This is a genomic window from Paracoccus yeei ATCC BAA-599 (assembly GCF_000622145.1).
Classification (GTDB): domain Bacteria; phylum Pseudomonadota; class Alphaproteobacteria; order Rhodobacterales; family Rhodobacteraceae; genus Paracoccus; species Paracoccus yeei.
Genome location: NZ_JHWH01000020.1, coordinates 19,634 through 42,904 on the forward strand (window position 1 = coordinate 19,634; position 23,271 = coordinate 42,904).

20 protein-coding genes and 1 pseudogene are annotated in these 23,271 nt (G+C 68.6%); 12 read left to right on the plus strand and 9 right to left on the minus strand.

Annotated elements, in window-relative coordinates; genetic code table 11:
- Window positions 1-3 precede the first annotated feature (3 nt).
- Window positions 4-1,383 carry an MmgE/PrpD family protein gene (locus tag BU28_RS22830; protein WP_051578157.1) on the plus strand — a complete coding sequence of 460 codons (1,380 nt, stop codon included), beginning with the start codon at window positions 4-6 and terminating at the stop codon, window positions 1,381-1,383.
- A complete protein-coding gene (locus tag BU28_RS0112095; protein WP_028719717.1) occupies window positions 1,380-2,612 on the plus strand; it encodes an MFS transporter in 1,233 nt (410 codons plus the stop codon). Before BU28_RS22830 ends, BU28_RS0112095 begins: the two co-directional genes overlap by 4 nt.
- On the opposite strand, the gene BU28_RS0112100 is transcribed toward BU28_RS0112095, so the two are convergent.
- Complete coding sequence (locus BU28_RS0112100) at window positions 2,609-3,307, minus strand: GntR family transcriptional regulator (RefSeq protein ID WP_051578158.1); 699 nt, start codon at window positions 3,305-3,307, stop codon at window positions 2,609-2,611. The two genes, BU28_RS0112095 and BU28_RS0112100, sit on opposite strands and share 4 nt — an antisense overlap.
- A gap of 263 nt (window positions 3,308-3,570) precedes the next feature.
- On the opposite strand from BU28_RS0112100, the gene BU28_RS22835 reads away from it, so the two are divergent.
- Window positions 3,571-5,175 (plus strand): ABC transporter substrate-binding protein, encoded by a 1,605-nt coding sequence (locus BU28_RS22835; protein WP_051578159.1) that lies wholly within the window; start codon window positions 3,571-3,573, stop codon window positions 5,173-5,175.
- Window positions 5,176-5,202: 27 nt separating this feature from the next.
- A complete protein-coding gene (locus tag BU28_RS0112110) occupies window positions 5,203-6,390 on the plus strand; it encodes a M20 metallopeptidase family protein (RefSeq protein WP_028719719.1) in 1,188 nt (395 codons plus the stop codon).
- A gap of 8 nt (window positions 6,391-6,398) precedes the next feature.
- Here the strand turns inward: BU28_RS0112110 and BU28_RS0112115 are convergent, their stop codons facing one another.
- Genes BU28_RS0112115 through metC form a run of 5 tightly spaced genes read right to left on the minus strand, consistent with a single transcriptional unit; the run spans window position 6,399 to window position 11,672 of the window.
- Window positions 6,399-7,172, minus strand: coding sequence for a sulfite exporter TauE/SafE family protein (locus BU28_RS0112115; protein WP_028719720.1), 774 nt, complete (start codon window positions 7,170-7,172; stop codon window positions 6,399-6,401).
- Window positions 7,173-7,193: 21 nt separating this feature from the next.
- Window positions 7,194-8,870 (minus strand): bifunctional protein tyrosine phosphatase family protein/NAD(P)/FAD-dependent oxidoreductase, encoded by a 1,677-nt coding sequence (locus BU28_RS0112120; protein ID WP_028719721.1) that lies wholly within the window; start codon window positions 8,868-8,870, stop codon window positions 7,194-7,196.
- Window positions 8,871-8,907: 37 nt separating this feature from the next.
- Window positions 8,908-9,783 carry an MBL fold metallo-hydrolase gene (locus tag BU28_RS0112125; protein WP_028719722.1) on the minus strand — a complete coding sequence of 292 codons (876 nt, stop codon included), beginning with the start codon at window positions 9,781-9,783 and terminating at the stop codon, window positions 8,908-8,910.
- Window positions 9,784-9,808: 25 nt separating this feature from the next.
- On the minus strand, window positions 9,809-10,468 hold the full coding sequence (locus BU28_RS0112130) for a GntR family transcriptional regulator (protein ID WP_051578174.1): 660 nt from the start codon (window positions 10,466-10,468) through the stop codon (window positions 9,809-9,811).
- A 37-nt stretch (window positions 10,469-10,505) separates the two neighbouring features.
- Window positions 10,506-11,672, minus strand: a complete 1,167-nt coding sequence (gene metC, locus BU28_RS0112135) for a cystathionine beta-lyase (RefSeq protein WP_028719724.1) — start codon at window positions 11,670-11,672, stop codon at window positions 10,506-10,508.
- Between the two features lie 132 nt (window positions 11,673-11,804).
- Here metC and BU28_RS0112140 point away from each other — a divergent pair, with 132 nt between their 5' ends.
- The 4 genes and pseudogenes from BU28_RS0112140 (at window position 11,805) to BU28_RS0112155 (ending at window position 15,923) form a co-directional block, all read left to right on the plus strand.
- On the plus strand, window positions 11,805-12,845 hold the full coding sequence (locus tag BU28_RS0112140) for an amino acid ABC transporter substrate-binding protein (RefSeq protein ID WP_028719725.1): 1,041 nt from the start codon (window positions 11,805-11,807) through the stop codon (window positions 12,843-12,845).
- An 85-nt stretch (window positions 12,846-12,930) separates the two neighbouring features.
- Window positions 12,931-14,127 (plus strand): amino acid ABC transporter permease, encoded by a 1,197-nt coding sequence (locus tag BU28_RS0112145; protein ID WP_028719726.1) that lies wholly within the window; start codon window positions 12,931-12,933, stop codon window positions 14,125-14,127.
- A gap of 160 nt (window positions 14,128-14,287) precedes the next feature.
- A pseudogene (locus BU28_RS22840) lies at window positions 14,288-14,863 on the plus strand (PrpF domain-containing protein); the annotation flags it as partial.
- 10 nt (window positions 14,864-14,873) lie between these two features.
- A complete protein-coding gene (locus BU28_RS0112155) occupies window positions 14,874-15,923 on the plus strand; it encodes an AbrB family transcriptional regulator (protein WP_051578161.1) in 1,050 nt (349 codons plus the stop codon).
- A gap of 272 nt (window positions 15,924-16,195) precedes the next feature.
- On the opposite strand, the gene BU28_RS0112160 is transcribed toward BU28_RS0112155, so the two are convergent.
- Window positions 16,196-16,603, minus strand: a complete 408-nt coding sequence (locus BU28_RS0112160; protein ID WP_028719728.1) for a lysozyme inhibitor LprI family protein — start codon at window positions 16,601-16,603, stop codon at window positions 16,196-16,198.
- A gap of 378 nt (window positions 16,604-16,981) precedes the next feature.
- The gene (locus BU28_RS22845) at window positions 16,982-17,899 is read right to left on the minus strand and encodes a LysR family transcriptional regulator (RefSeq protein ID WP_051578162.1); all 918 of its coding nucleotides are present in this window, start codon (window positions 17,897-17,899) and stop codon (window positions 16,982-16,984) included.
- 81 nt (window positions 17,900-17,980) lie between these two features.
- Here BU28_RS22845 and BU28_RS0112170 point away from each other — a divergent pair, with 81 nt between their 5' ends.
- Both BU28_RS0112170 and BU28_RS0112175 read left to right on the plus strand, forming a co-directional pair.
- Window positions 17,981-19,129, plus strand: a complete 1,149-nt coding sequence (locus BU28_RS0112170; protein ID WP_036762793.1) for a CaiB/BaiF CoA transferase family protein — start codon at window positions 17,981-17,983, stop codon at window positions 19,127-19,129.
- A gap of 2 nt (window positions 19,130-19,131) precedes the next feature.
- Window positions 19,132-20,265, plus strand: a complete 1,134-nt coding sequence (locus BU28_RS0112175) for an acyl-CoA dehydrogenase family protein (RefSeq protein WP_028719730.1) — start codon at window positions 19,132-19,134, stop codon at window positions 20,263-20,265.
- Window positions 20,266-20,301: 36 nt separating this feature from the next.
- Here BU28_RS0112175 and BU28_RS0112180 read toward each other — a convergent pair whose 3' ends face one another.
- Complete coding sequence (locus BU28_RS0112180) at window positions 20,302-21,165, minus strand: LysR family transcriptional regulator (RefSeq protein ID WP_028719731.1); 864 nt, start codon at window positions 21,163-21,165, stop codon at window positions 20,302-20,304.
- Between the two features lie 116 nt (window positions 21,166-21,281).
- Here BU28_RS0112180 and BU28_RS0112185 point away from each other — a divergent pair, with 116 nt between their 5' ends.
- Both BU28_RS0112185 and BU28_RS22850 read left to right on the plus strand, forming a co-directional pair.
- A complete protein-coding gene (locus tag BU28_RS0112185; RefSeq protein ID WP_051578163.1) occupies window positions 21,282-21,782 on the plus strand; it encodes a nucleoside deaminase in 501 nt (166 codons plus the stop codon).
- A 26-nt stretch (window positions 21,783-21,808) separates the two neighbouring features.
- Window positions 21,809-23,203, plus strand: a complete 1,395-nt coding sequence (locus tag BU28_RS22850; RefSeq protein ID WP_081791367.1) for a nucleobase:cation symporter-2 family protein — start codon at window positions 21,809-21,811, stop codon at window positions 23,201-23,203.
- Window positions 23,204-23,271: the final 68 nt, after the last annotated feature.

A 23,271-nucleotide genomic window follows, 5' to 3' on the forward strand; every position in this document is an offset into this window, starting at 1 on the left:
AAGATGCAGCCCGCGAGCCCCTATCCGCTGACGCAGCGGCTGGCCCATGTCCTGGCCGCGCGCCTGGCCCCCGGCGCCGATCTTGACCAGCAGGCGCTGGCGGCGGTGTCGCGCGCGCTGCTGGACACGATCGGCGTCATGGTGGCGGGCTGCGCCGAGGCGCCCGTCACCCGGCTGGCCCCGGTCCTGACCGCAGCCGACGGGCCGTCGATGGCGCGCGAGGCGGCCATGCTTCTGGGCACGGCCGCCCATGCGCTGGATTTCGACGATGTCGCTTTCGGCGGTCATGTCAGCGCCGTGCTGGTGCCGGCGCTGCTGGCGGCCAGTCTGGGCCGGCCGGTCTCGGGTGCGGATTTCGCGCGCGCCTATGTCGCGGGATACGAGGTCTGGTCCGAACTCGCCACCCGCGACCGCGACATGTATCACCGGCGCGGCTTTCACCCGACCCCGGTTCTGGGCGCGGTCGCGGCGGCGGGTGCGGTCGCGGTGCTGCTGGGTCTGGATCGGGCGCGGATCGCGGCGGCTTTGGGACTGGGGGCCAGCATGGCCGCGGGGCTGGTGGTCAATTTCGGCTCGATGGCCAAGCCCTTTCACGCCGGGCGCGCGGCCGAGGCCGGGCTTCTGGCCGCGCAGCTGGCGCAAGGCGGCATGGGCGCCAGCGACGATGCGCTTGAGGGCGCCAAGGGGTTTCTGGCCTGCTTCACGCCGCAGGGCGCCGTGGACCGGGACCGGGCCCTGAACTGCGAGGAAACGCCCGGCTGGATGCTGGCCCGCCGCCAGCCCAGCGTGAAGCGCTATCCGGTCTGCTATGCGGCGCATCGGGCGGTGGATGCGGCGGTGGCGCTGTCGACGCGGCTGCCCGCGCAGGCGGGGCTGCGGGTCGAGGTGACGACCAGCGACCGCCACAGCACGACGCTGCGCTTTCGCGACCCGGCGACCGTGTCCGAGGCGCGTTTCAGCCTGGAGTTCTGCGTGGCCACGGCGCTGCTGCGGGGACGGCTGGGGCTGGCCGAACTGGGCGATGCGGGGCTGGCCGCGCCGGAGGTGCGGGCGCTGATGCCCCAGATCTCGCGCCGGATCGCCGACCATCGCGATCCCGCTCTGGACGGCTATGCGCTGTTCGACCGGGTCGAACTGTTCGACGCATCGGGCGCGTCCCTGGCGGCGCAGGAGGTTCGCCGTCCGCGCGGGCATGCCGACAATCCGGCGGATTTCGCCGATCTGCTGGCCAAGTTCCACGATTGCGTCGCCAGGGGCGGATTGCCCGAAGGCTGGGCCGCGCGCATCGCCGGTCTGTGCGAGGCGCCGGCCGGTATCGAGACCGTGGCGCCGCTCGCCGCCGATCTGCTGGGCGTTGCTCGGGGGATGCCGGGGCGTCGATGACGGTTCTGCCGGGGGTGCTTGGCGCGCTGCGCTGCCGGGCCTATCGCCATTTCACGATCGGCAACGTTCCGTCGCTGCTGGGCCAGTGGGCGCAGCGCACGGCGCTGGCCTGGCTGATGTGGCGGATGACGCATTCCGGCACCTGGATCGGCGCGCTGGCCTTTGTCGAGCTGGCGCCGATGGTGTTGCTGTCGCCGCTGACCGGCGTGCTGGCGGATCGCTGGCGCTATCTGCGGGTCATGCGGGCGGTGCAGCTGCTGCTGGCCGGGCAGGCGCTGGCGCTGTTCGCCCTGGCGCGGTGGGGCGACGGGGCGCTGACGCCGGGACTGATGCTGGTCCTGGTGGGGCTGGGCGGCATCGCCACGGCGGTCGACAACCCGTTCCGCCTGTCGCTGGTGCCGATGCTGGTGCCGCGTCCCCGGCTGGCGGATGCGCTGGCGCTGAACTCGATGCTCTTCAACCTGGCCCGCTTTGCGGGGCCCATGCTCGCGGCGGCGCTGCTGGCGTCGGGCGGCGCGGCGCTGGCCTTCATCGCCAATGCGCTGGCCGCGCTGCTGTTCTGCGCTGCCCTGCATCTGCTGCGCGACCCCCCGCTTGCGCGGCCCCCGACACCCGAGCCCTTGGGCCGCATGTCCCGCGACGGGCTGGGCTATGCCTTTTCGCATCCCGGGCTGCGGTTGATGATGGGCATCTCGGTCGCGGCGGCGCTGCTGGCGCGCTCGGTCCCGGAAATCCTGCCGGGCTATGCCGCGCTGTTCGGCCATGAGGCCGAGCTGTTCGCGCGCATGTCCGCCGTGGTGGGCGCCGGCGCGATGCTGGGCGGCATCCTGGTGGCGCGCGGACGCTCGCCGCGCCGGCTGGCGCTGATGGCGCTGACGGCGGCGGGCGCGCTGGCCTGCATCGTCATCCTGCTGGCGCTGGCGCCGGGGCGGGTGCCCGCGCTGGCGCTGCTGTTCCTGCTGGGCACGGCCCTGGTGGTCAGCGCGGTGTCCAACCTGAGCGTGATCCAGATGACCGCGGACCCGTCGCGTCGGGGCCGCGTGTTGTCCCTGCACACGATGATCTTTCGCGGCGGTCCGGCGGCGGGCGCGTTGGCCATCGGCGGCCTGTCCGATCTTGTCGGCCTGCGCCTGGTCCTGGCCTTCTCCGGCGGGCTGTGCCTGATCCTGGCGCTGTGGTGCGCATCGCGCCGTCAGCCCGGGCTCGCCAGCCTCCTGGACGAGCCCTAGTCCTCGGCCCGGGCATCCAGGCTGAACAGCATGCGGTGCTGCTGCGATGACCGGATATGCTTGCGCGCCGCCTCTTCCGCGCCTTCGCGGTCGCGCGCCAGCAGGGCCTTGACGATGGCGCGATGTTCCTCGGCAGCGGATTGGGCCCGGTCGCCCTTGTCCAGCAGGCTGGGCAGCAGCGACATCGTCAGCGTCAGCTGCGACAGGCTGCGCAGCAGATAGCGGTTGTGCGCGGCCAGCATCATCAGCCGGTGGAAGTTGCGATTGATTTCCACCAGCGCGCCGATGTCGCCCAGCGACTGGGCCTCCTTGTTGCTCAGCTCCTCCAGCATGGACAGCTCGATATCGCTGGCGCTTTGCGCGGCCAGGCGCGCCGAGGCGCCCTCCAGGATCTCGCGCATGAAATACAGCTCGACCACCTGCTGATGGCTCAGGACGGTGACCACGAGCCCCCGGCGCGGCTCGTTCGTCAGCAGCCCGTCCGCTTCAAGCCGGGAAACGGCATCGCGCACCGGGGTACGCGAGACGCCGAAACGCTCGGCCAGGTCGACCTCGGTCACCCGGTCGCCCACGCGCAGCGCCCCGGTGGTGATTTCCTTGCGCACCATGTCATAGATGTCGGAAACCAGGTCTCCCGAAGCCGAGGCCGTGCGCGATCGGGGGCGGGACGAGGTTTCGGATTTCTCACGGGACATGTGGGTTCTGTCTCTTAAGTATGGATGGAACGGGCAGTTTTCCCTCTATAAGCGCAGTGCCGTCGATTTCACAACGATTTGCACAATGGCCGCCCATTGTTCCGGCATGGCGGCCGCGTAGGTATTCCTTCCTTTGGCAGCACAAAGAAAAGCATAAAAAAACTCTTGCCTCCAAGCGGACGATGGACCTAGCCTTCCGGCATAAAGACACATGTATACATATGATTTTTCATGTGTGCCCAGTGAGAACAGGAGAGGTCAGGATGACAATCGCGCGCAGGGGATTTCTGGGCATGGCCGGGGCGGCGGCGACATTGCCCTGGTGGGGCATGGGGCGGGTGCTGGCGGCCGAACCCGGCGGAACGCTGACCATCGGCCTGTCGACCGAGCCGACGGCGATCGACCCGCATTGGCACCTGGTCAGCCAGAACAATGCCCTGGCGCAGCATATCTTCGACCGGGTGGCGCATGGCAAGCCCGACATGACCGTCGGGCCGGGCCTTGCCGAACGCTGGAAGGCGCTGGACGAACTGACCTGGGAATTCACCTTGCGCGACGGCGTGCGCTTTCACAACGGCGACCCGCTGACCATCGAGGACATCGCCTTCACGCTTGAGCGCGCGCAGAACGTTCCGGGCGCGATCTTCAACATGCGCAGCTATCTTCAGGACAAGGTGCTGGAAAAGGTCAGCGACCGGGTGTTCCTGATCCGCACGCCGATCCCGAACCCGGTGGTCGCCGATGAGCTGTCCACCTGCGCCATCGTCTCGAAGGCGGTGGCAGGCACGGCCACGACCGACGATTACAACAGCGGCAAGGCCGCCATCGGCACTGGCCCCTACAAGCTGGTCGAGGCCGATCTGACCAGCCGCATCGTGCTGGCCCGGAACGAGGATTACTGGGGCGAGAAGCCCAGCTTCACGCAGGTGGTCATCCGCCCGATCCCGGTCGGCGGCTCGCGCATCGCGGCGTTGCGGGCCCGCGACGTCGATCTGATCGACAAGGTGCCCCCGGCGGATGTGAAGGGGCTTGAGGCGCTGTCCGACGTCGCGCTTGCGCGCGGTACGCCGAACCGCTGCATCTTCCTGACCATGGACCAAAGCCGCGCGGTCTCGCCCTTCGTGCGCGGCAAGGATGGCGGGGAAATCCCGAACGTCCTGCGCGATCACCGTGTGCGCGAGGCGATGAACCTGGCGATCGACCGTAAGGCGATCTGCGACCGCATCCTGGGCGGCAACGGCATTCCGGCCAGGCAGCTAGTCCCCGACACCATCTTTGGCGCCAGCCCCGACCTGGCGCTGCCGGCGGTCGATCTGGACCGCGCCAAGGCCCTGCTGGCCGAGGCGGGCCTGCCTGACGGCTTCAGCCTGACGCTGCACGGCCCGAACGACCGCTTCATCCGCGATTCCGAGGTGACGCAGGCGGTTGCCCAGATGCTCAGCCGCATCGGCATCGCGGTGCAGGTCGACACCATGCCCGCCAGCGTCTTCTATCAGCGCGCGACCAGCGGCGGGCCCGAGGGCGGCTCGACCTACAGCTTCTTCCTGGTGGGCTATGGCGCCAGCATGGGCGACAGCGGCCCGTCGCTGCGCAACGTGCTGATGACGCAGGACAAGGAAAAGGGCCACGGCGCCAACAACCGCCTGCGCTATTCCAACCCCGAGGTGGATGCGCTGGTGCTGGAAGGCCAATCCACCATGGACGATGCCAAGCGGGCCGCGCTTTATGGCCGCGCCAGCAAGATGGCGATGGACGATGTCGCGATCATCCCGCTGTATCACCCGGTCGATGTCTGGGCGTTCAAGTCGGGGCTGACATATGCCGGACGCAACGATGAGCGGACGCTTGCGATGGATGTCGGCATCTGATCGCAGCCTTGAGCCTGGGGGACCGGCGTGCAGAAGAACCGCAGCGATTTCGACCAGCATGTCGCCCAGGCCAGCGCGGCGCTTGAGCCGCGACTGATCGCCCTGCGCCGCGATCTGCACCGCCATCCCGAGCTGGCCTTTCAGGAGCACCGCACCGCCGCGCGGCTGGTGGCCGAACTTGAGGCGGCAGGCCTGCAGCCGCGCGGCGGGATCGGCGGAACGGGCGTGGTCGTGGACATCGACGGCGGTGCGCCGGGGCCCTGCATCCTGCTGCGCGCCGATATCGATGCGCTGCCGATCCATGAGGCGACGGGCCTGCCCTTTGCCAGCGAAACGCCCGGCGTGATGCACGCCTGCGGCCACGACCTGCATGCGGCGATCGGGGCCGGGACGGCGCTGGTCATGGCCGGGATCGCGCCGCGCCTGCATGGACGGCTGCGCATCGTCTTCCAGCCGGCCGAAGAGATCCTGGAGGGCGCGCAGGCGATGATCGACGACGGCGTCCTGGACGGCGTCGACATGGCCATCGGCTTTCACAACAAGCCGGACCTGCCGGTGGGTCGCTTCGGCATGGTCCACGGCGCGACCACGGCGTCGTCGGACCGCTTTGTCGTCACGGTGCGGGGGCAGGGCGGCCACACCGCGCGCATGCACCAGACCCGCAGCCCGATTCCGGCCGTCGCCTCGCTGGCGCTGGCCTTGCCCGCACTGGTGCCGGCGCTGGCCGATCCTGCGGTGCCCGCGATCCTGGGCCTGGGCATGATCCAGGCGGGCCATTCGCATAATGTGGTCCCCGACACCGCCAGCCTGTCGGGCACCTTGCGCACGCGGTCGGAGACGGTGCGCAACACGCTGCAGGCCGCCATCGCCCGGCAATGCCGGGCGGTGGCGCTGGCCCATGACGTGGAATGCGCGCTGGACTACAGGCGCGGCGTCTGCGCCCAGGTCAATGACGCGGCGCTGTTCGTCCCGGTGCGCGCCGCGCTGCGGGCGCGCTTCGGCGATGTCATCGACGAACTGCCACCCGGCATGGGGGCCGAGGATTTCGCCCTGTTCTCGGATGCGGTGCCGGGGTTCCGCTTCCACATCGGCTCGGGCCAGCCGGGGCGGAGCGACCGCGTGCACGCGCCCGACTACCAGCCGGACGAGGGCAGCATCCGCCTGGGTGTCGAAGCCTGCTGCGGCATCCTGCTGGAACTGCTGGCGCGGGCGTGATCGCCGGTCTAGGTCGGCCAGCTTTTCCACAGCATGTAAAGCGCGACGGCAAAGATCAGCCCGGCAAAGACCGTGCTCAGCGTGCCCTTGCCCGACAGGCTGCGCGACAGGCGCGCCCCGTAAAGCCCGCCCGCGATGCCGCCGGCGACGAAGACGGCGGCCAGCCCCCAGGCGACCAGGCCGGAAAAGGCGTAATTCACCGCCGTCGTCAGCCCGAACGCCGTGACCGCGACCAGGCTGGTGCCCACCGCGTTGATGATCGGCATATGGGTCGAGGCGACCAGCCCCGGCACGATCAGGAACCCGCCGCCGATGCCGAAGAAGCCGGAAAACACGCCGGTCGCCAGTCCGAAGCCCATGACCTTGGGCGCGTTCTCGCGGTTGCATTGCGCGCCGGGTTCGCCGATGGCGCGACGGTTGCGCAGCATCAGCCCGCCGACCGCCAGCATCAGCAGCGCGAACAGGAACAGCAGCTTCTGCCCGTCGATCGCCATGCCCAGGGTCGAGCCGAGCACGGCCCCCAGGATCCCCGCCGCCGCATAGATGCCGCCGCAGCGCCATTTGACCGTCTGCGCGCGCGCGTGGTGCGACAGGCTGGCCGCCGCATTGACCGCGACCGCAAGGGCGCTGGTGCCGATGGCCACGTGGGGATCGGCCACGCCCACGACATGGACCATCAGCGGCACCGACAGGATCGAGCCGCCGCCGCCGACCAGTCCCAGGGTCAGCCCGACCAGCGCTCCCGACAGGCCGCCGAGCGCGTAATGCAATATATCGATCATACGGAATGTCCTGGGGCGGGCCTATCTGGCCGTGGGCAGCTTTTCGGGACGCGCCAGCCATTCGCGGCCGCGCAGCATGGCCTGCCAATAGATCGGCGGCAGCATCCGCTCTTTCAGGAACCACGCGGCCCGGCTGGGGCGGGTGCCGTCCAGAAGCGCCTTCGGGAACGAGGGTTTCAGCGCGCCGCCATAGCCGAATTCGGCCAGGACGATCTTGCCGCGCTCGACCGTCAGCGGGCACGAGCCGTAGCCGTCGTATTGCGCGGCCGGTCCTTGCCCGCGAATGTCGGCGATGACGTTTTCCGCGACCACCGGCGCCTGCTTGCGGGCCGCGGCGGCGGTCTTGGCGTTGGGTGCGTTCGTCACGTCGCCCAGCGACCAGATGTTGTCATGCGCCTTGTGGCGCAGCGTCGCCTGGTCGACGTCGACCCATCCCGCCGCATCCGCCAGGGCCGAGGCGCGGATGAAATCGGGTGCGACCTGCGGCGGACAGACATGGATCATGTCGAAGTCGCGCTCGACCCGGCGGGCCGGCTGACCGGGTTCGGCGACGTCAAAGACCGCGCGGCGGCCCGGCCCGTCGATGGCGACCAGATCGTGAAAGAAGTTCAGGCCCGCGTCATAGCGCCGGACATAGTCCATCAGCGCCGGGACGTAGTCCTTGACCCCGAAAAGCACGCCGCCGGCATTCATGAACTCGATCCGGATGTTGCCGAGCACGCCCGCGCGCAGCCAGGCGTCGCCCGACAGATACATGGCCTTTTGCGGCGCACCGGCGCATTTGATCGGCATCGGCGGCTGGGTGAAGATGGCGCGGCCGGATCTTAGCCCGCTGACCAGTTCCCAGGTATAGGGCGCGAGGTCGTAGCGGTAATTCGAGGTGACGCCGTTCAGGCCCAGCGTCGCTTCCAGGCCCTCGATCCGGCCCCAGTCCAGCTTGATGCCGGGGCAGACGATCAGCCGGTCATAGCGGACCACCCGGCAGGCGTCGATGATCACCGCATCGTTCGCGGGATCGAAGGCGGCGACGGCGGCCCTGATCCAGCGCACGCCGCGCGGGATCAGCGATGCCATGGTGCGGGCCGTGGTCGCCGCCCGAAAGACCCCGCCGCCGACAAGGGTCCAGCCGGGCTGGTAGTAATGCACCTCGGCCGGGTCGATCAGCGCGATGTCCAGATCGGGCATCCGCCTGCGCAGGCTGGCCGCCACGGCGATGCCGGCCGCCCCGCCGCCGACGATGACGACATCGGCATGGGCGTCGGCGCTGTCGGTGGGGGTGCGCCCGCCATGGGCGATGCGGCGGACGATGCCGGACATGTCAAGGCCGGCCGCCTTGGTCCGTTCGACGATCTGCGCGATCGGGCGCTGCCCGGCCTGCGCCAGCGACCACAGGCTGGCCGAGCGGATCCCGGTGCGGCAATAGGCCAGCACCGGGCCCGGCAGGTCCGACAGGGCCTGGGCGAAAGCTGCGGCGTCGGCATCGCGCACCATGCCGGGCTGGACCGGCAGGTAAAGCGCCTGCAACCCCGCCGCCGCGGCCGCCTGCGCGATGGCCTGAAAGCCCGGCTGGTCCGCAGCCTCGCCATCGGGGCGATTGCAGATCACGCTGCGAAAACCCTGGGCTGCAAGGCCGGGCAGGTCTTGCGGGAAAAGCTGCCCCGAAACGGCGAATCCCGGCTCTATCTGGCGGCGATCCATGTCTGTTCCTCCTGATGCGAACGAAAGGCCGCCTGCGTCACAGCAGGTTGACGGGGACTTTCAGATAGTGGTTGCCGCTGTCATCGGCGGGCGGCAACGCGCCTGCGCGCATGTTCACCTGCAGGGACGGGATGATCAGCCGGGGCATGTCGAGTTGCGCATCGCGCGCGGTGCGAAAGGCGATGAATTCCTCGCGCGAGCGGCCGCCGCCGACATGGATGTTGTGGGCCTTTTCCTCGGCCACGGTGGTTTCCCAGGCGATCTCGCGCCCGTTCGGGCCATAGTCGTGGCAGATGAACAGGCGGGTGTCGTCGGGCAGGGCCAGCACCTTCTGGATGCTGTCGTAAAGCGTGCCGGCATCGCCGCCGGGGAAATCGGCGCGCGCCGAGCCGCCGTCGGGCATGAACAGCGTGTCGCCGACGAAGGCCGCGTCGCCGATCACATGGGTCATGCAGGCGGGCGTGTGGCCGGGCGTGTGGATCGCGCGGCAGGTCATGGTGCCGATCTGATAGGTGTCGCCATCCTGAAACAGCCGGTCGAACTGGCTGCCGTCGCGCTGGAACTCGGTGCCTTCGTTGAAGATCTTGCCGAAGGTTTCCCGCACCACGGTGATCTGCGCGCCGATCCCCAGCCTGCCGCCAAGCGCGGCCTGGATATAGGGCGCGCCGGACAGGTGATCGGCATGGACATGCGTTTCGATCAGCCATTCAAGGCGCAGGTTGCGGTCCCGCACGAAGGCGATGATCTGGTCGGCGTGCCGGTAGCTGATGCGCCCGGCGGCATAGTCGATGTCCATCACCGAATCGATGACGGCGCAGGCATCCGAGGCCGGATCCTGGACCACATAGGAAACCGTATTGGTCGCCGGGTCGAAAAAGGCGGTGACCAGCGGGGACACGGGATTGTCAGTCATGGCGAACCTCTTGCGGGCGTTCCTGTCAGGGGGCTTCGGCCAGCATCTTCAGGCGGATGGCGAAGCCTTCGGCGATATGCGTGCGCGCGGCCCGTTCGGCGCCTTCGCCGTCACGGGCAGCGATGGCCTCGACGATGGCCTCGTGCTCGGCCTGCGCGGTCAGGATGCGGGACGGCGTGGCATAAGTCGAGCCGGGCAGCAGGCTGAGATGGACGCTGAGATTGTTCAGCGCCTCGATCATGTAATCATTGTGCGACGCCTGCACGATCTGGCGGTGCAGCAGCTTGTTGCGCTGCACCAGGCGTTCGCGGTCGGCGGTGCGCCGGTCCTCGGCCACCATCTCGCGCAGCAGCGCGATCTCGGCGAAGGACGCGTGCGAGGCCGCAAGGCGCGTCGCCATCCCCTCCAGCCCCTCGCGGACCGCGAACAGCTGCCGAAGCTGGTCATAGCTCATATGGGCGATGATCAGCCCGCGCTGCCGCCCGGGCGTGGCCAGGCCCATCGCGTGCAGCCGGTGCAGCGCCTCGCGCACGGGGGTGCGGCTGATGCCAAGGCGCTCTGCCAGTTCGGTCTCGCGCAGCCGATGTCCGGGGCGCAGCTCGCCCTTTTCGATCAGGTCCAGCAGGTGTTCGAACGGGCTGCGCCGGTCGGCGATCTGCCTGTGGCCCTGGAGCTGGCCCGTCATCGCAGGCTGCCCCGGATCGGGGAAGGGCGACGGCGGATCATGCGCGCAGCCGATCAAGGCCCTTGCGAAGCTCGTCGATCAGATCGGCCGGATCCTCAAGCCCGACATGGATGCGCACGGTCTGGCCGCCGGGGTTCCATTCCGTCGCGCTGCGATAGACCGAGGGATTGCTGGGCACGATCAGGCTTTCATAGCCGCCCCAGCTCGACCCCATGCCGAACAGCGAAAACCCGTCGAACATCCGCGCCAATGCGTCATGCTCGACCGATTTCATCACGAAGCCGAACAGGCCCGAGGCGCCGGTGAAGTATTTCCGAAACAACGCGTGGCCGGGGTCCTGCGGCAGGGCCGGGTGCATGACGCGCAGCACCTCGGGCTGTTCCAGCAGCCAGTTCGCGACCTGAAGCCCGCTGGCGTGGTGATGGCGCATGCGCACGCCGATGGTGCGCAGTCCGCGCAGCGCCAGATAGGCGTCGTCCGAACCGACGCAGACCCCGAAACGCAGGTAGGTTTCGCGCAGGCGGTCATAGATTGCGGCGCTGCAGGCGATGGTGCCCAGCATCAGGTCCGAATGACCCGAGATATACTTGGTCCCGGCCTGCACCGAGATGTCGACGCCATGCGCGATCGGCTGGAAGAAATAGCCGCCGCTCCAGGTGTTGTCGATGGCGGTGGTGACGCCGCGGCGGCGGGCGACCTCGGTGATGGCGGCCACGTCCTGCACCTCGAAGGTCTGCGAGCCGGGCGATTCCATCCAGATCAGCCTGGTTTCGGGGCGGATCAGTGCCTCGATCCCGGCGCCGATGGCCGGGTCGTAATAGGTCGTCTCGATGCCGAACTTGCGCAGGGTGAATTCGCAGAACTTGCGCGTCGGACCATAGGCGTTGTCGGTCACAAGGAAATGCGCGCCGGGTTCGGCATGGCTCATCAGCACGGTGCTGAGCGCGCTGACGCCCGAGGGGGCGACAAGCGCGCGTTCGGCGCCCTCCAGCGCGCAGATCGCATCCTCCAGGGCATGCGTCGTTGGCGTGCCGCGACGGCCATAACGCAGCTTGGCGCCTTCCTTGGCCTCCAGCGCCGCCAGGTTCGGAAACAGAATCGTCGAGGCCCGATACACAGGCGTGTTCACCATGCCGAAATGCTGCTCCGGCGCACGGCCGCTGTGGGTCACCCGTGTGTCGAGACAGAGATTCTTATTCTTCATGGGATCGCTTCCTTAGAGTTCTGTTCCCTGTTGCATACTTCTAAATACATCTGTACACAATAGGGCATGGGCGTTGACAGAAGTATGGGCACGAAGCTTGCCAAGCCCTTCCAGCAGAGAGAGGAGATCGGATTGAACAAGGTAAAGACTGTCGGCCTGTCCGCGGTGACGGGCCTGGTGCTTGCGGTCGCGGCCGCTCCGGCCGCGGTTGCGGATTCGGGCGACACGCTGGCTTCGGTCAAGGCGCGGGGCGAGCTTTTGTGCGGCGTGCATCCGGCGCGCCATGGCTTTGCGGCCCCTGACAGCCAGGGCAAGTGGAGCGGCTTCGAGGTCGATTTTTGCCACGCCCTGTCCGCCGCGATCTTTGGCGACGCGAACAAGGTGCGCTTTGTCGCGCTGTCCTCGCAGCAGCGTTTCCCGGCGATCCAGTCGGGCGAGGTGGACGTGCTGGCCCGCAACGTCAGCGCGACGCTGGGGCGCGACACGGCGCTGGGGCTGAACTTCGCTCCGCCGGTCTTTTACACCGGCACGGGCTTTCTGGTCCGCGAAGCCGACGGCATCGCCAAGATCGAGGATCTGGACGGCGCCACCATCTGCATGGCACCCGGATCGACGACCGAGCGCAACGTGGCGCAGATCTTTGCCGCGCGCGGCATGAGCTATACCCCGGTCGTGATCGAGAACAACAAGCAGCTGGTCGACGCCTATGTCACCGGCCGCTGCGACGCGCTGACCAAGGACAAGGCGGCGCTGCCCGGCGTGCGCGCCTTTGACACGCAGGACCCGTCGGCCCATGTCATGCTGCCCGGCATCTATTCCAAGGAGCCGCTGGCGATGGCCGTCCGCCAGGGCGACGACCAGTGGTACGATCTGGTCAAATGGGTGACCTACGCCACCTTCAACGCCGAGGAACTGGGTGTCACCCAGGCCAATGTCGACGAGATGAAATCCTCCGAGGATCCTGACATCCAGACCCTCTTGGGCGTGATCGGCGACAACGGCACCAAGCTGGGCGTCGACAATGCCTGGGCCTACAACGTCGTCAAGCAGGTCGGGAACTACGAAGACATCTACATGCGGCACTTCGGCCCCGACACGCCGGTGGCCCTGGAACGGGACCAGAACACGCTGTGGACCGAGGGTGGCCTGCTTTACGGCTTCCCGATGCAGTAAGGCCCGGCCGGGACATCTGCCATCGTGCCCGCACCCGTCCTTCGGGTGCGGGGGCAAGCCTCACGACGACCTTCGGGGACAACACATGACTGACGCCACTCCGGCCAGAGGCGGGAAACGTCCCGCCAGGAGCCTGAAGGACATCCTGAACAGCGAAGCCTTTCGCACCCTGATCTATCAGGTCGCGCTGGCTGCCGCCGTCGTCCTTCTTGGCCTTTATCTTTATCAGAACGTGGTCACGAACCTGCAGCGCCAGAGCATTGCGACCGGCTTCGCCTTTCTCGACCAGGTCTCGCAGTTCGAGATCGGCGAGAAGCTGATCGCCTACAGCCCGCGAGACACCTATGGCCGCGCGCTGCTGGTCGGGTTGCTGAACACCCTGACCGTTTCCGCCGCCGGCATCGTCGTCGCCACCGTCATCGGCTTTTCGGTGGGGATCGCGCGGGTATCCAGCAACTGGCTGCTGCAACGCATCGCGCTGACCTATGTCGAGATCGTGCGCAACATCCCGGTGATCCTGCAGGTGATCTTCTGGTCCGCGGTGATCCGCAACCTGCCCGCGCCGCGCCAGGCGGTCGAGCTGTTCGGCCTGGGCTTCGTCAGCAACCGCGGCCTGTCCTTCGCCGTCCCGGCCGCCGATCCGGCGCATGTCTGGATGGGGGCCGCGATGGTGCTGGGCATCGTGCTGACCGTGATCGGCACCCGCATGGCCAAGCGCCACCGCGAGAACACCGGCAAGTATGTCGACATGCTGCTGCCGGGCATCGGCCTGATCCTGGGCCTGCCGCTTCTGGTCTGGCTGGCCTTCGGCGCCCCCCATGTCATCAGCTTCCCCGAGCGCAAGGGCTTCAGCTTTGCCGGCGGCGCGTCGATCAGCCCCGAATTCGTCGGCCTGATGCTGGGGATTTCGCTGTATTCCTCGGGCCTCATCGCGGAAATCGTCCGCGCCGGCATCCAGGCCACGCCCAAGGGCCAGGTCGAGGCCGCGCGCTCGATCTCGCTGCGGCCGCGCTTCATCCTGCGCTATGTGGTGCTGCCGCAGGCGCTGCGGGTGATCGTGCCGCCGCTGACCAGCCAATATGTCAGCCTGATCAAGAACAGCTCGATCGCGGTCGTCGTCGGCTATCCCGACCTGGTGAACATCGGGAACACCGTGATGAACCAGACCGGGCAGGCGGTCGAGGCCATCGCCGTGATGATGCTGGTCTATCTGATCATCAGCCTTGTCACCTCGACCCTGATGAACGTCTACAACCGCCTCGTGGCGATCAAGGAGCGGTAAGCCATGGCTGCGCTTTCCCCAACCCCTGCCGCCGTGCCCAAGGCCTATGACCCCTCGGCGCGGATGGCGACCGGCGACTGGCTGAAACGGAACCTGTTCGGTTCGGTCCGCCAAAGCCTGCTGACGGTCGTGACCGCCGCCCCGCGAAACCGTCGGCTCGGTCACCGGCAAGCTGATGCCCACCGGAAATCCCCGCGACGGGATCGACGGCGTCGCCGTCACCTGCCTGGATGTCGCCATGCCCGTGGTCATCGCCCGGGCCGAGGCTTTCGGCCTGACCGGCACCGAGACCCCCGAGGAGCTGGATGCCGACACCGGCTTCATCGCCCGGCGCGAGGCGATCCGCATCAAGGCCGGGGCGCTGATGGGCATGGGCGATGTTTCCGGCTCGGTGACGCCGAAATTCGCCATCATGGCACCGGCGCGCCACGGCGGCGCGGCCAGCGCGCGCTATTTCATGCCGCAGACCTGCCATCCCAGCATGGCGGTGACCGGGGCGCAATGCCTGGCCGCCGGACTGCTGGTGCCGGGCAGCGTGACCGAAGACCTTGCGCAGGTCGGCCCGAGCCCGGCCCTGCTGGTGCTGGAGCATCCCTCGGGCAGCATCGGCGTCGTGGTGGAATACGAGGCTGCCGGTCCGGACAGGCCGCCGGCGCTGCACTCGGCCGGGATCATGCGCACCGCGCGGCTGCTGGCGCGGGGCGAGGTGATGATCCCCGCCTCGGTCTGGTCCTGAGCGCGGAAGAATGGCGCTCGCCGTGCTGCGCGATCTGACCTGGCGCCATCCGGCCACCCTGGGACTGGCGCTGGCGGGGGGATGGGTCTTCCATCTGCTGCACCTGCCGCTGGCCTGGATGCTGGGGGCGATGTGCGCAACCATGGTCGCCGCGCTGCTGGAACTGCCGCTGGTGGCGCGGACCCGTCCGATGCGCCCGCCCTTTGCCGCGATCCTCGGCGTGACGCTGGGCGCGACCTTCCAGCCGTCGGTCTTTGCCCAGGGCGGGACCCTGGCGGTCCTGCTGGTCGCGATCACGGTCTCGACCGTGCTCTGCGGCTTTGCGGGCTATCAGTACCTGCGCCGCGTCGCCGGGTTCGATCCGGTCACAGCCTATTTCGCGGCGATGCCCGCGGGGTTGCAGGAAATGGCGCTGCAGGGCGGGCAGGCGGGCGGAGACGAGCGCCGCATCGCCCTGATCCATGCCTGCCGGGTGTCGCTGCTGGTCCTGATCGTGCCCTTGGTCTATGGGCTGATCTATCACGTCGATTCCCAGAAAACGCCGCTGATGACCCGAACCGCCGGGGACATCGCGGGCGCGGACTGGCTGTGGCTCGGCGCATTGGCGGCCGTCGGCTGGGGCGCGGCGCGCAGGCTGGCGATGCCCAACGCGCCGATGATCGGCCCGCTGCTGCTGAGCGCCGGCGTTCATCTGCTTGGCTGGACCCAGGCCAGCCCGCCCCATGTCCTGATCGTGGTGGCCCAGGTGGTCATCGGTTCGGCGCTGGGGTCGAACTTCGTCGACACCCGCTGGAGCGTGCTGTGGCAGTCCCTGCGCCACGGGCTGGTGCTGGTGCCGATCCTGTGCGGGGTGTGCCTGTCGGTCGCGGGTGTCGCGGCGCCGCTGGTCGGCCAGAGCTTCGGCGTGGTTTTCCTGACGCTGGCGCCCGGCGGCACGACCGAGATGTCGCTGATCGCCCTGGCGTTGCACGCCGATGTCGCCCTGGTCGTCTCCAGCCAACTGGTCCGGATTCTGCTGGTGAACCTGGGCGCGACGGGCGTGTTCCGCCTTCGGCGATGATAGCCCGCAAGCCGACTGGCGATCGATGCCGGGACAGGCTTTCCGTGTGGGCGTGCCCGGTCCAGCCTCATCGCTTCATTGTCGTGTCGTAGTCTGCCTCAGGGCGTACTGCGGGGGTGCCGGGCGCTTTCGCGATATCGACGACTGCACCGCCGATGAAGTCGCAGCGCAGGATATCGTCCGGATTGCTTTCGCGGGCCGAGGCCAGGTCACATTCTCCATCGCGGGGCCGGCGTCTGCCTCAATCGGGTGGCGATGGCATGGACGGGGCGTCAGTCCGCTGGCGGAACGGGGCAGCCGAGGTCCCCTTCCTCGCAGTTCAGATAGCCCTCGAAGGCCTTGACCCGGGCCTGCGTCAGATCATCCCTGCATTGCGCGACGAGCATCGGCATCACGCTTCCGCCAGCCGCGCCCGCGGTCTGAAAGTCGCATTCGGCATCGCGGAACCTGATCCAATCGCGCTGCGCCTGAATCAGACGCTTTCGGGTATCCGCATCGTCCTTCAGGCGGGTCTCGATCTGCTTGTAGAGATCGTTGAGCGTCTTGTCGGATTTCTCGAAGGACTCCCCGGCGCACTGGTTCAACGTCGCCTGATCCGCGGCATCGGCACATGTGTCCTTGGCAGACGCGAAGGCCGGCATGGCCAAAGCCAGCGCAACCGTGAGCATGGTGATTTTCATCGATCGTCCTCCGTCGGAATGCGGTTCGGGCGGGCTGTTCTTCGCGCCGACCGTGGCTGAAAATGCACAACGCGCTTATGGCCCCAGGCGTTCGGTCCAAACAACCGCGCGACCCCGTCACGCGAACGCGATTGCAGATGGCGGTCCCCGCTTGCGTCGGTTGCCGAGGCTGGATTTCATGCTCTGGCGATGACGTTTCGTCCGAGCATTGCGCGGCGCCTTGGCACCACCCGCAGAGAGGATCGAAAAGAGAGGCCCGGCTGGTCGCTGCCTGCCGGGGGGTTCCACGCGCTTTATCCGACCGCCCGCTTTCGCCCGCCCAAGGTCGCCGCCTTCGTCGCGATGCCGGCCCAGAACGCCAGGGGTCAGGACAGCGCATCATGAGGGATGGGACGGGGCGGGCGCACCGCCCATCGCCTCGATGCAGAATTGCACGAACGCGGTTGCGGTGGCGGTCGGGGGCAGGGCCGCCGCGCGGGCCAGGGCGATGCGGCTGGGGGGCAGGCGCCCGGTCAGGGCCAGCCGCACGACGCGGCCGCCGTCATAGGCAAGGTCGTGCGGCAGGTCGGTCGCCAGCAGGCCGACGCCCAGGCCATTGGCGACCATGGCGCGCAGCATCTCGATCGAGCCGGTCTCGGCGGCGATGCGCGGCGTCACCCCGGCGATCTGGAACAGCGACAGGAAATAGCCCCGGCTGTGGGGCAGGTCGATCAGCACCACCGGATCGGCGGCCAGATCCGCCACAGAGACGGTCCCGGCGCCGGCCAGCGGGTGCCCGGGCGGCACCAGGGCATGGGGCGGCACGGCCTGCAGCTGCGTCAGCGCCAGATCCGCCGAAAGCCCCGTGTCATAGACCAGGGCCAGGTCGATGCGGCCCCGGCGCAGGCCCTGTTCCAGATCCGCCAGGTCGCCCTCGGCCAGCGTGATCCGCGCGCCGGGATGCCTGTCGGTGAAGCCGCGCATCAGGCGCGGCGCATGGCGCGGCCCCAGCGTGGAATAGACCCCCAGCGTCAACGCGCCCTCTGGCCCCGCGGCGGGCGACAGGGTCGCGCGGGCCTGCGCGAGAAGCCCTTCAAGCGCCGCCATCTTCTGCCGCCCGAACGGGGTCGGCTGCATCCCCTGTCCCGGCAGTCGCAGGAACATCGGCTGGCCGAAATGCGCCTCGATCAGCGCCACCGCATGCGAGACCGAGGGCTGCGAGACATTCACCGCGCGCGCGGCGGCGGCGGTCGATCCGGTTTCCGCGACCGCCAGCAGGTAGGCAATCTGGCGAAGCCCGAAGGGTATAGGTTCCATTGATCGAATCTATGCAAAGCAATTATTTCTTTCTATATCACGGCTTGTGCCATCCTGTCCTCGCCATTGAACGAGGACATCATGACCGACGACCGAAAACCGCTGACCGGCATCCGGGTCCTGGACTTCACGCGGGTTCTGGCCGGCCCCTACGCCACGGCGCTGATGGCGGACCTCGGCGCCGATGTCATCAAGGTCGAGGCGCCGGGCGGTGACGAATACCGCCATATCGGTCCCTTTCGCGATGGGGAAAGCGCGCTGTTCCAGACCGCCAACCGGGGCAAGCGCTCCATCGTGCTGGACCTGCGGTCGCCGGGCGATCTGACTGTCGCGCGCGATCTGGCGCTGCGCGCCGACGTGGTGGTGGAAAACTTCCGCCCGGGCGTGATGGCGCGGCTGGGGCTGGACGCGGCCACGCTGCAGGCCCTGAACCCGCGGCTTGTCTATGCCTCGGTGTCGGGCTTCGGGCAAAGCGGGCCCAACGCGGCACGCCCCGCCTATGACATCATCGTGCAGGCCCTGTCCGGGCTGATGGCCCTGACCGGAGAGCCGGACGCCGCCCCGACCATGGTGGGCGAGGCGATGGCCGATGTGGCGGGGGGGCTGTTTGCCGCCTGGGGGATCATGGTGGCGCTGTTCGACCGCAGCCGAACGGGGCAGGGCCGGGTCGTCGATCTGGCGCTGTTCGACGCGCTGTTGTCGATGATGCCCTCGGCAGGGGCGCGGGTTCTGGTCTGCGGCGCGGACCCCGTGCGCACGGGCAACCGCCACGCCCTGTCCGCGCCCTTCGGCGTCTATCCTGCGGGGCAGGGGCATTTCGCGGTCGCGGTGCTGAACGACAAGCTGTTTTCGGCCTTTTGCGCGGTGATCGGCCAGCCTGGGCTGCGGGACGATCCGCGCATGGCCAGCGACGAAAGCCGCCGCGCGCATGAACCCGTCTTGGCCGAAGCGATTGCCGCCTGGGCCGGCGGGCTGACGGCGGCGCAGGCGGTGGCCGCGCTGTCGGCGGCTGGGGTGCCCGCGTCGGAACTGGCATCGGCGCGCGACGCCTGGCTGTCGGATCAGGCCCGGGCGCGGGGGCTTGTGTCCGCCGTCACGCATCCGGTGCTGGGCTCTGTCGGCCTGCCGGAACAGCCGGTGCATTTCTCGGGCAGCCCGCGCGGGATGCGCCGGGCGGCGCCGGGGCTGGATGAACATGGCGCCGAGATCCGCGCCGAACTGGGAAAGTGACCATGACCGATTGGAACGAGGACGAAGCCGCGCTTCTGGAACAGATCGGGCGATTTGCCCAAAACGTCCTGGCCCCGCGCGCCGCCGAACTGGACGAGACGGCGACCTTTGCCATCTGCCACCTGCCCGCCATGGCGGACCTGGGCCTGATGGGCCTGAACCTGCCCCAGGACGACGGCGGCCTGGGCCTGTCCGGCCCGGCGCTCTATCGCGCCGTGGAACTGATCGCGGGGGCCTGCGGATCGACCGCCTCGCTGCTGACGGCGCATTACCTGGCGACGGATTCGCTGCACCTGGGGGCGGATGCGGCGCTGCGGGCGCGTTTTCTGCCGCGCGCGGCGGCGGGCAGCCTGGGCGCCTTTGCCCTGACCGAACCGCAGGCGGGGTCGAACCCGGCCGACATGCGCACGCTCGCGCGGCGCGACGGCGCGGGCTATCGGCTGCGCGGGGCAAAATGCTTCATCTCGAACGCGGGTGCGGCGGATTTCATGGTGGTCTATGCCAAGACCGACCCGCAGGCCGGCGCGCGCGGCGTCTCGGCCTTCGTGCTAGAGCCCAGGGCGACCGAGGGCATCGGCATCGCGCCTGCCGAACGCACCATGGGCCTGCGCGGCGGCCATGTCTTTGGCGTCACCTTGGACGATTGCTTCGTCCCCGAGGAGAACCGCATCGGGGCCGAGGGCACGGGGTTTCGCACCGCGATGAAGGTCCTGGACAACGGCCGGATCGAGGTCGCGGCCCAGGCCACCGGCATCGCCGAGGCGGCGCTGAGCGCGGCCGTCGCCTATGCCAGGGAACGGCAGGTGGGCGGTCATCCGATTGCCGATTTCCAGGGCCTGCAATGGATGCTGGCCGACAGCGCCAACGACCTGGCGGCGGCCCGCGCCCTGGGCCTGTCGGCGGCGCGCCTGCGGGGCACCGGGGCGCGCTATTCCACCGAAAGCGCCCATGCCAAGCTGTTCGCATCCGAGGCCGCCTGGCGCATCGCCGACCGGGCGCTGCAGATCCACGGCGGCTATGGCTATTGCCGCGACTTTCCGCTGGAACGCTATCTGCGCGACCTGCGGATCTTTCGCATCTACGAAGGCAGTTCGGAAATCCAGCGCAGCATCATCGCGCGCGGGCTGCTGGCGTGACGGTGCCCGGCGCGGCACCGGCATCACGCGGCCCGGTCACGGGATGGCCTTGAACAGCGCGCCGACCTGCCGCAGATGCGCCTTGCCCAGCGGCGCGTTCACCGCGCTGCACAAGAACAGCCGCTCGGCCAGCCTGCGGTTCGCCAGCTTCGCGAACCGGAACCGCCCCGAGGCCACCCCTGCAGCGGCATCCAGCGACGTCAGGAAGCTGATCCCGATGCCGGCCGCCACATAATCGGTCAGCAGCGCGATCGCGTTGGTGCGCAGCACGATCCGGGGTTCGGCATGGACGCGATAGATCTCGGCATCCAGGCGCGGCCAGACCGACAGGCTGGTATCGGGCAGGCACAGCGGATGGTGGACGCAATCCTCCAGCCGGAAGGGCGCGGTGCCGCGCGGGGCCAGCGCCGGGGCATAGACCACGCCCAGGTCATAGCTGCGTTCGTCGTGCACGCGCAGTTCCGGCAGGCGCGGCACGTTGAAGGCCAGCATGGCGTCGATCTGGTTGCCGCGCAGCTGTTCGACCAGCGCCTCGGTGCTGCCGACGCGGATCGTCAGGGCGCCGCCGCCCGCCAGACCATGCGCCAGAAACGGCGTCAGACATTCCATCACCCCCAGCCGAAGCCCCGGCGCGCCGCCGCGCGTCCGCATGGCGGCGCGCAGCGCGGTTTCGTCGTCCAGCCATTTCTGTGCCTGCGCCAGCAGCGCCTCGCCCGGTTCGGTCAGGCGCACGCCCTGCGGCACGCGGACGAACAGCGGCGTTCCGAAGCCCTGCTCCAGGATCTGCATCTGCCGGCTCAGGGCAGAGGCGGACAGGTTCAGCTTCTCGGCCGCGCGGCGGATGGATTTTTCGCGCGCGACCTCGATGAAGGTGAAAAACTCGCGCGAGAACGCCGACACGGTGCAGGCTCCGTGTGCAGTATTTTCGAACAGGATGCGCGATTCATTCTGTTTGGCGCAATCCCCGTTCGGGGCGATCCTGCGGGGACAACAAGAAACCGACAGGAAGGCAACCCATGACCACCGACACGCTGACCCGCACCGTATCCGAGACGGACCTGAAGAACCTGCGCGAGACGATGAGGATCGCCCAGGCCAGCCGCGAAAGCGGCAACCATCCCTTCGGCGCGCTGCTGGCGGGCCCCGACGGAGAGGTGCTGCTGCGATCCGGCAACACGCACAAGGACGACAAGGGCACCGGCCATGCCGAGATGAACGTCGCCCGCGCCGCCGCCAAGGCCTATGCGCCCGAGTTCCTGGCCGAATGCACCCTCGTCACCTCGGTCGAGCCCTGCTGCATGTGTTCGGGCGGCACCTATTGGGCGGGCATCGGCCGGGTGGTCTATGGCATGACGGAAAAGCGCCTGGCGGAACTGACCGGCGACAATCCCGAAAACCTGACCATGGACATGCCATGCGAACGCATCTTCGACGCCGGCCAGCGCAAGGTCGCCGTCGTCGGCCCCGTCCCCGAGCTTGAGGACGAGATCGCCCGCGCCCACGAGGGGTTCTGGTAAGGCCGGGCCTGCCAGAGGACGATCCCATGTCACAAGACCTGATGGACCTTGGCGCGGCGCAGGCCGGCGCCCCCGAACCCCTGCGCGCCGTCGCGCCCGTCGATGAAATCCTGCCTGCGGGGCGCATGTCCCTGCTGGCGGTGCAGCATGTGCTGGTGATGTACACGGGCGCCATTGCGGTGCCCTTCATCATCGGCAGCGCGCTGAACCTGACGCAGGCGCAGGTCGCCTATCTGATCCAGGCCGATCTGATCACCTGCGGCATAGCTACCCTGATCCAGACCGTGGGCTTCTGGCGCTTCGGCGTCCGCATGCCGCTGATGCAGGGCATCACCTTCGCCGCCATCTCGCCGGTCATCGCCATCGGGTCGAACCCGGCGATCCTGGCGGCGGGGCCGAACGCGGGCCTGCAGGCCATCTATGGCGCGGTCATCGCGGCGGGCGCCTTCGCGATCCTGATGGCACCCTTGGGCCGCTATATCGTGCGGGCCTTTCCGCCGGTGGTGGTCGGCGCGGTGCTGACGATCATGGGTCTCAGCCTGCTGCCGGTGGCGATCCAGTATGCCCAGGGCGGCTTCGTGCCCGACGCGGGCAAGCCCGCCTATATCGGCCTGGCCTTCCTGGTGCTGGCGGCCATCGTCGCCCTGAATGTCTTCGGGCGCGGCTTCGTCAAGAACATCTCGGTGTTTCTGGGCCTGATCGTGGGGGTGGTGCTGGCGGGCGTCATGGGCATGCTGGACTTCGGCGCGGTCGCGGATGCGGCCCCGGTCGCGGTCGTCACCCCCTTCGCCTTCGGCATGCCGAGCTTTCACCTGGTGCCGATCCTGACCATGTGCCTTGTGGTCGCGATCACCTGGGTGGAATCCATCGGCGACGCCATCGTCGTGGGCGAGATGGTCGAGAGGCCCGCCACCGAGCGGACCATCTCGGATCTGCTGCGGGCGGACGGGCTGTCGACGATGATCGGCGGGGTGATGAATTCGTTTCCCTATACCGCGTTTTCCGAGAACGTGGCCCTGGTCAACATCACCGGCGTGCGCAGCCGCTGGACCGTGGCCCTGGCCGGCTGCTTCCTGATCGTGCTGGGCCTGTCGCCGATGCTGGCCACCGCCATCGCGTCGCTGCCCAAGCCCGTCGTCGGCGGGGCGGGCTTCGTGATGTTCGGCACCCTTGTCGTGGTCGGCATCAAGACCCTGCAAAGGACCGATTTCGACACCACCTTCAACAACTTCATGGTCGTGGGCCTGAGCGTCGCCATGGCGATGATCACCATCGTCGAGCCCGGCTTCTTCGGCTTCATGCCGGACTGGTCGCAGGTGGTGTTCCATTCGCCGGTCATCATGGGCGCGCTGACCGCGATCGGGGCCAACGCGGCGCTGAACGGCCTGCGCGGACCCACGGGCATCGCCGCCGCGCATTGACGGTCGGGAAAAGCGGAAAGGCCCGGGTGCGCGCCCGGGCCTTTTCCTTGCCTGCCGCCAGGACCCGC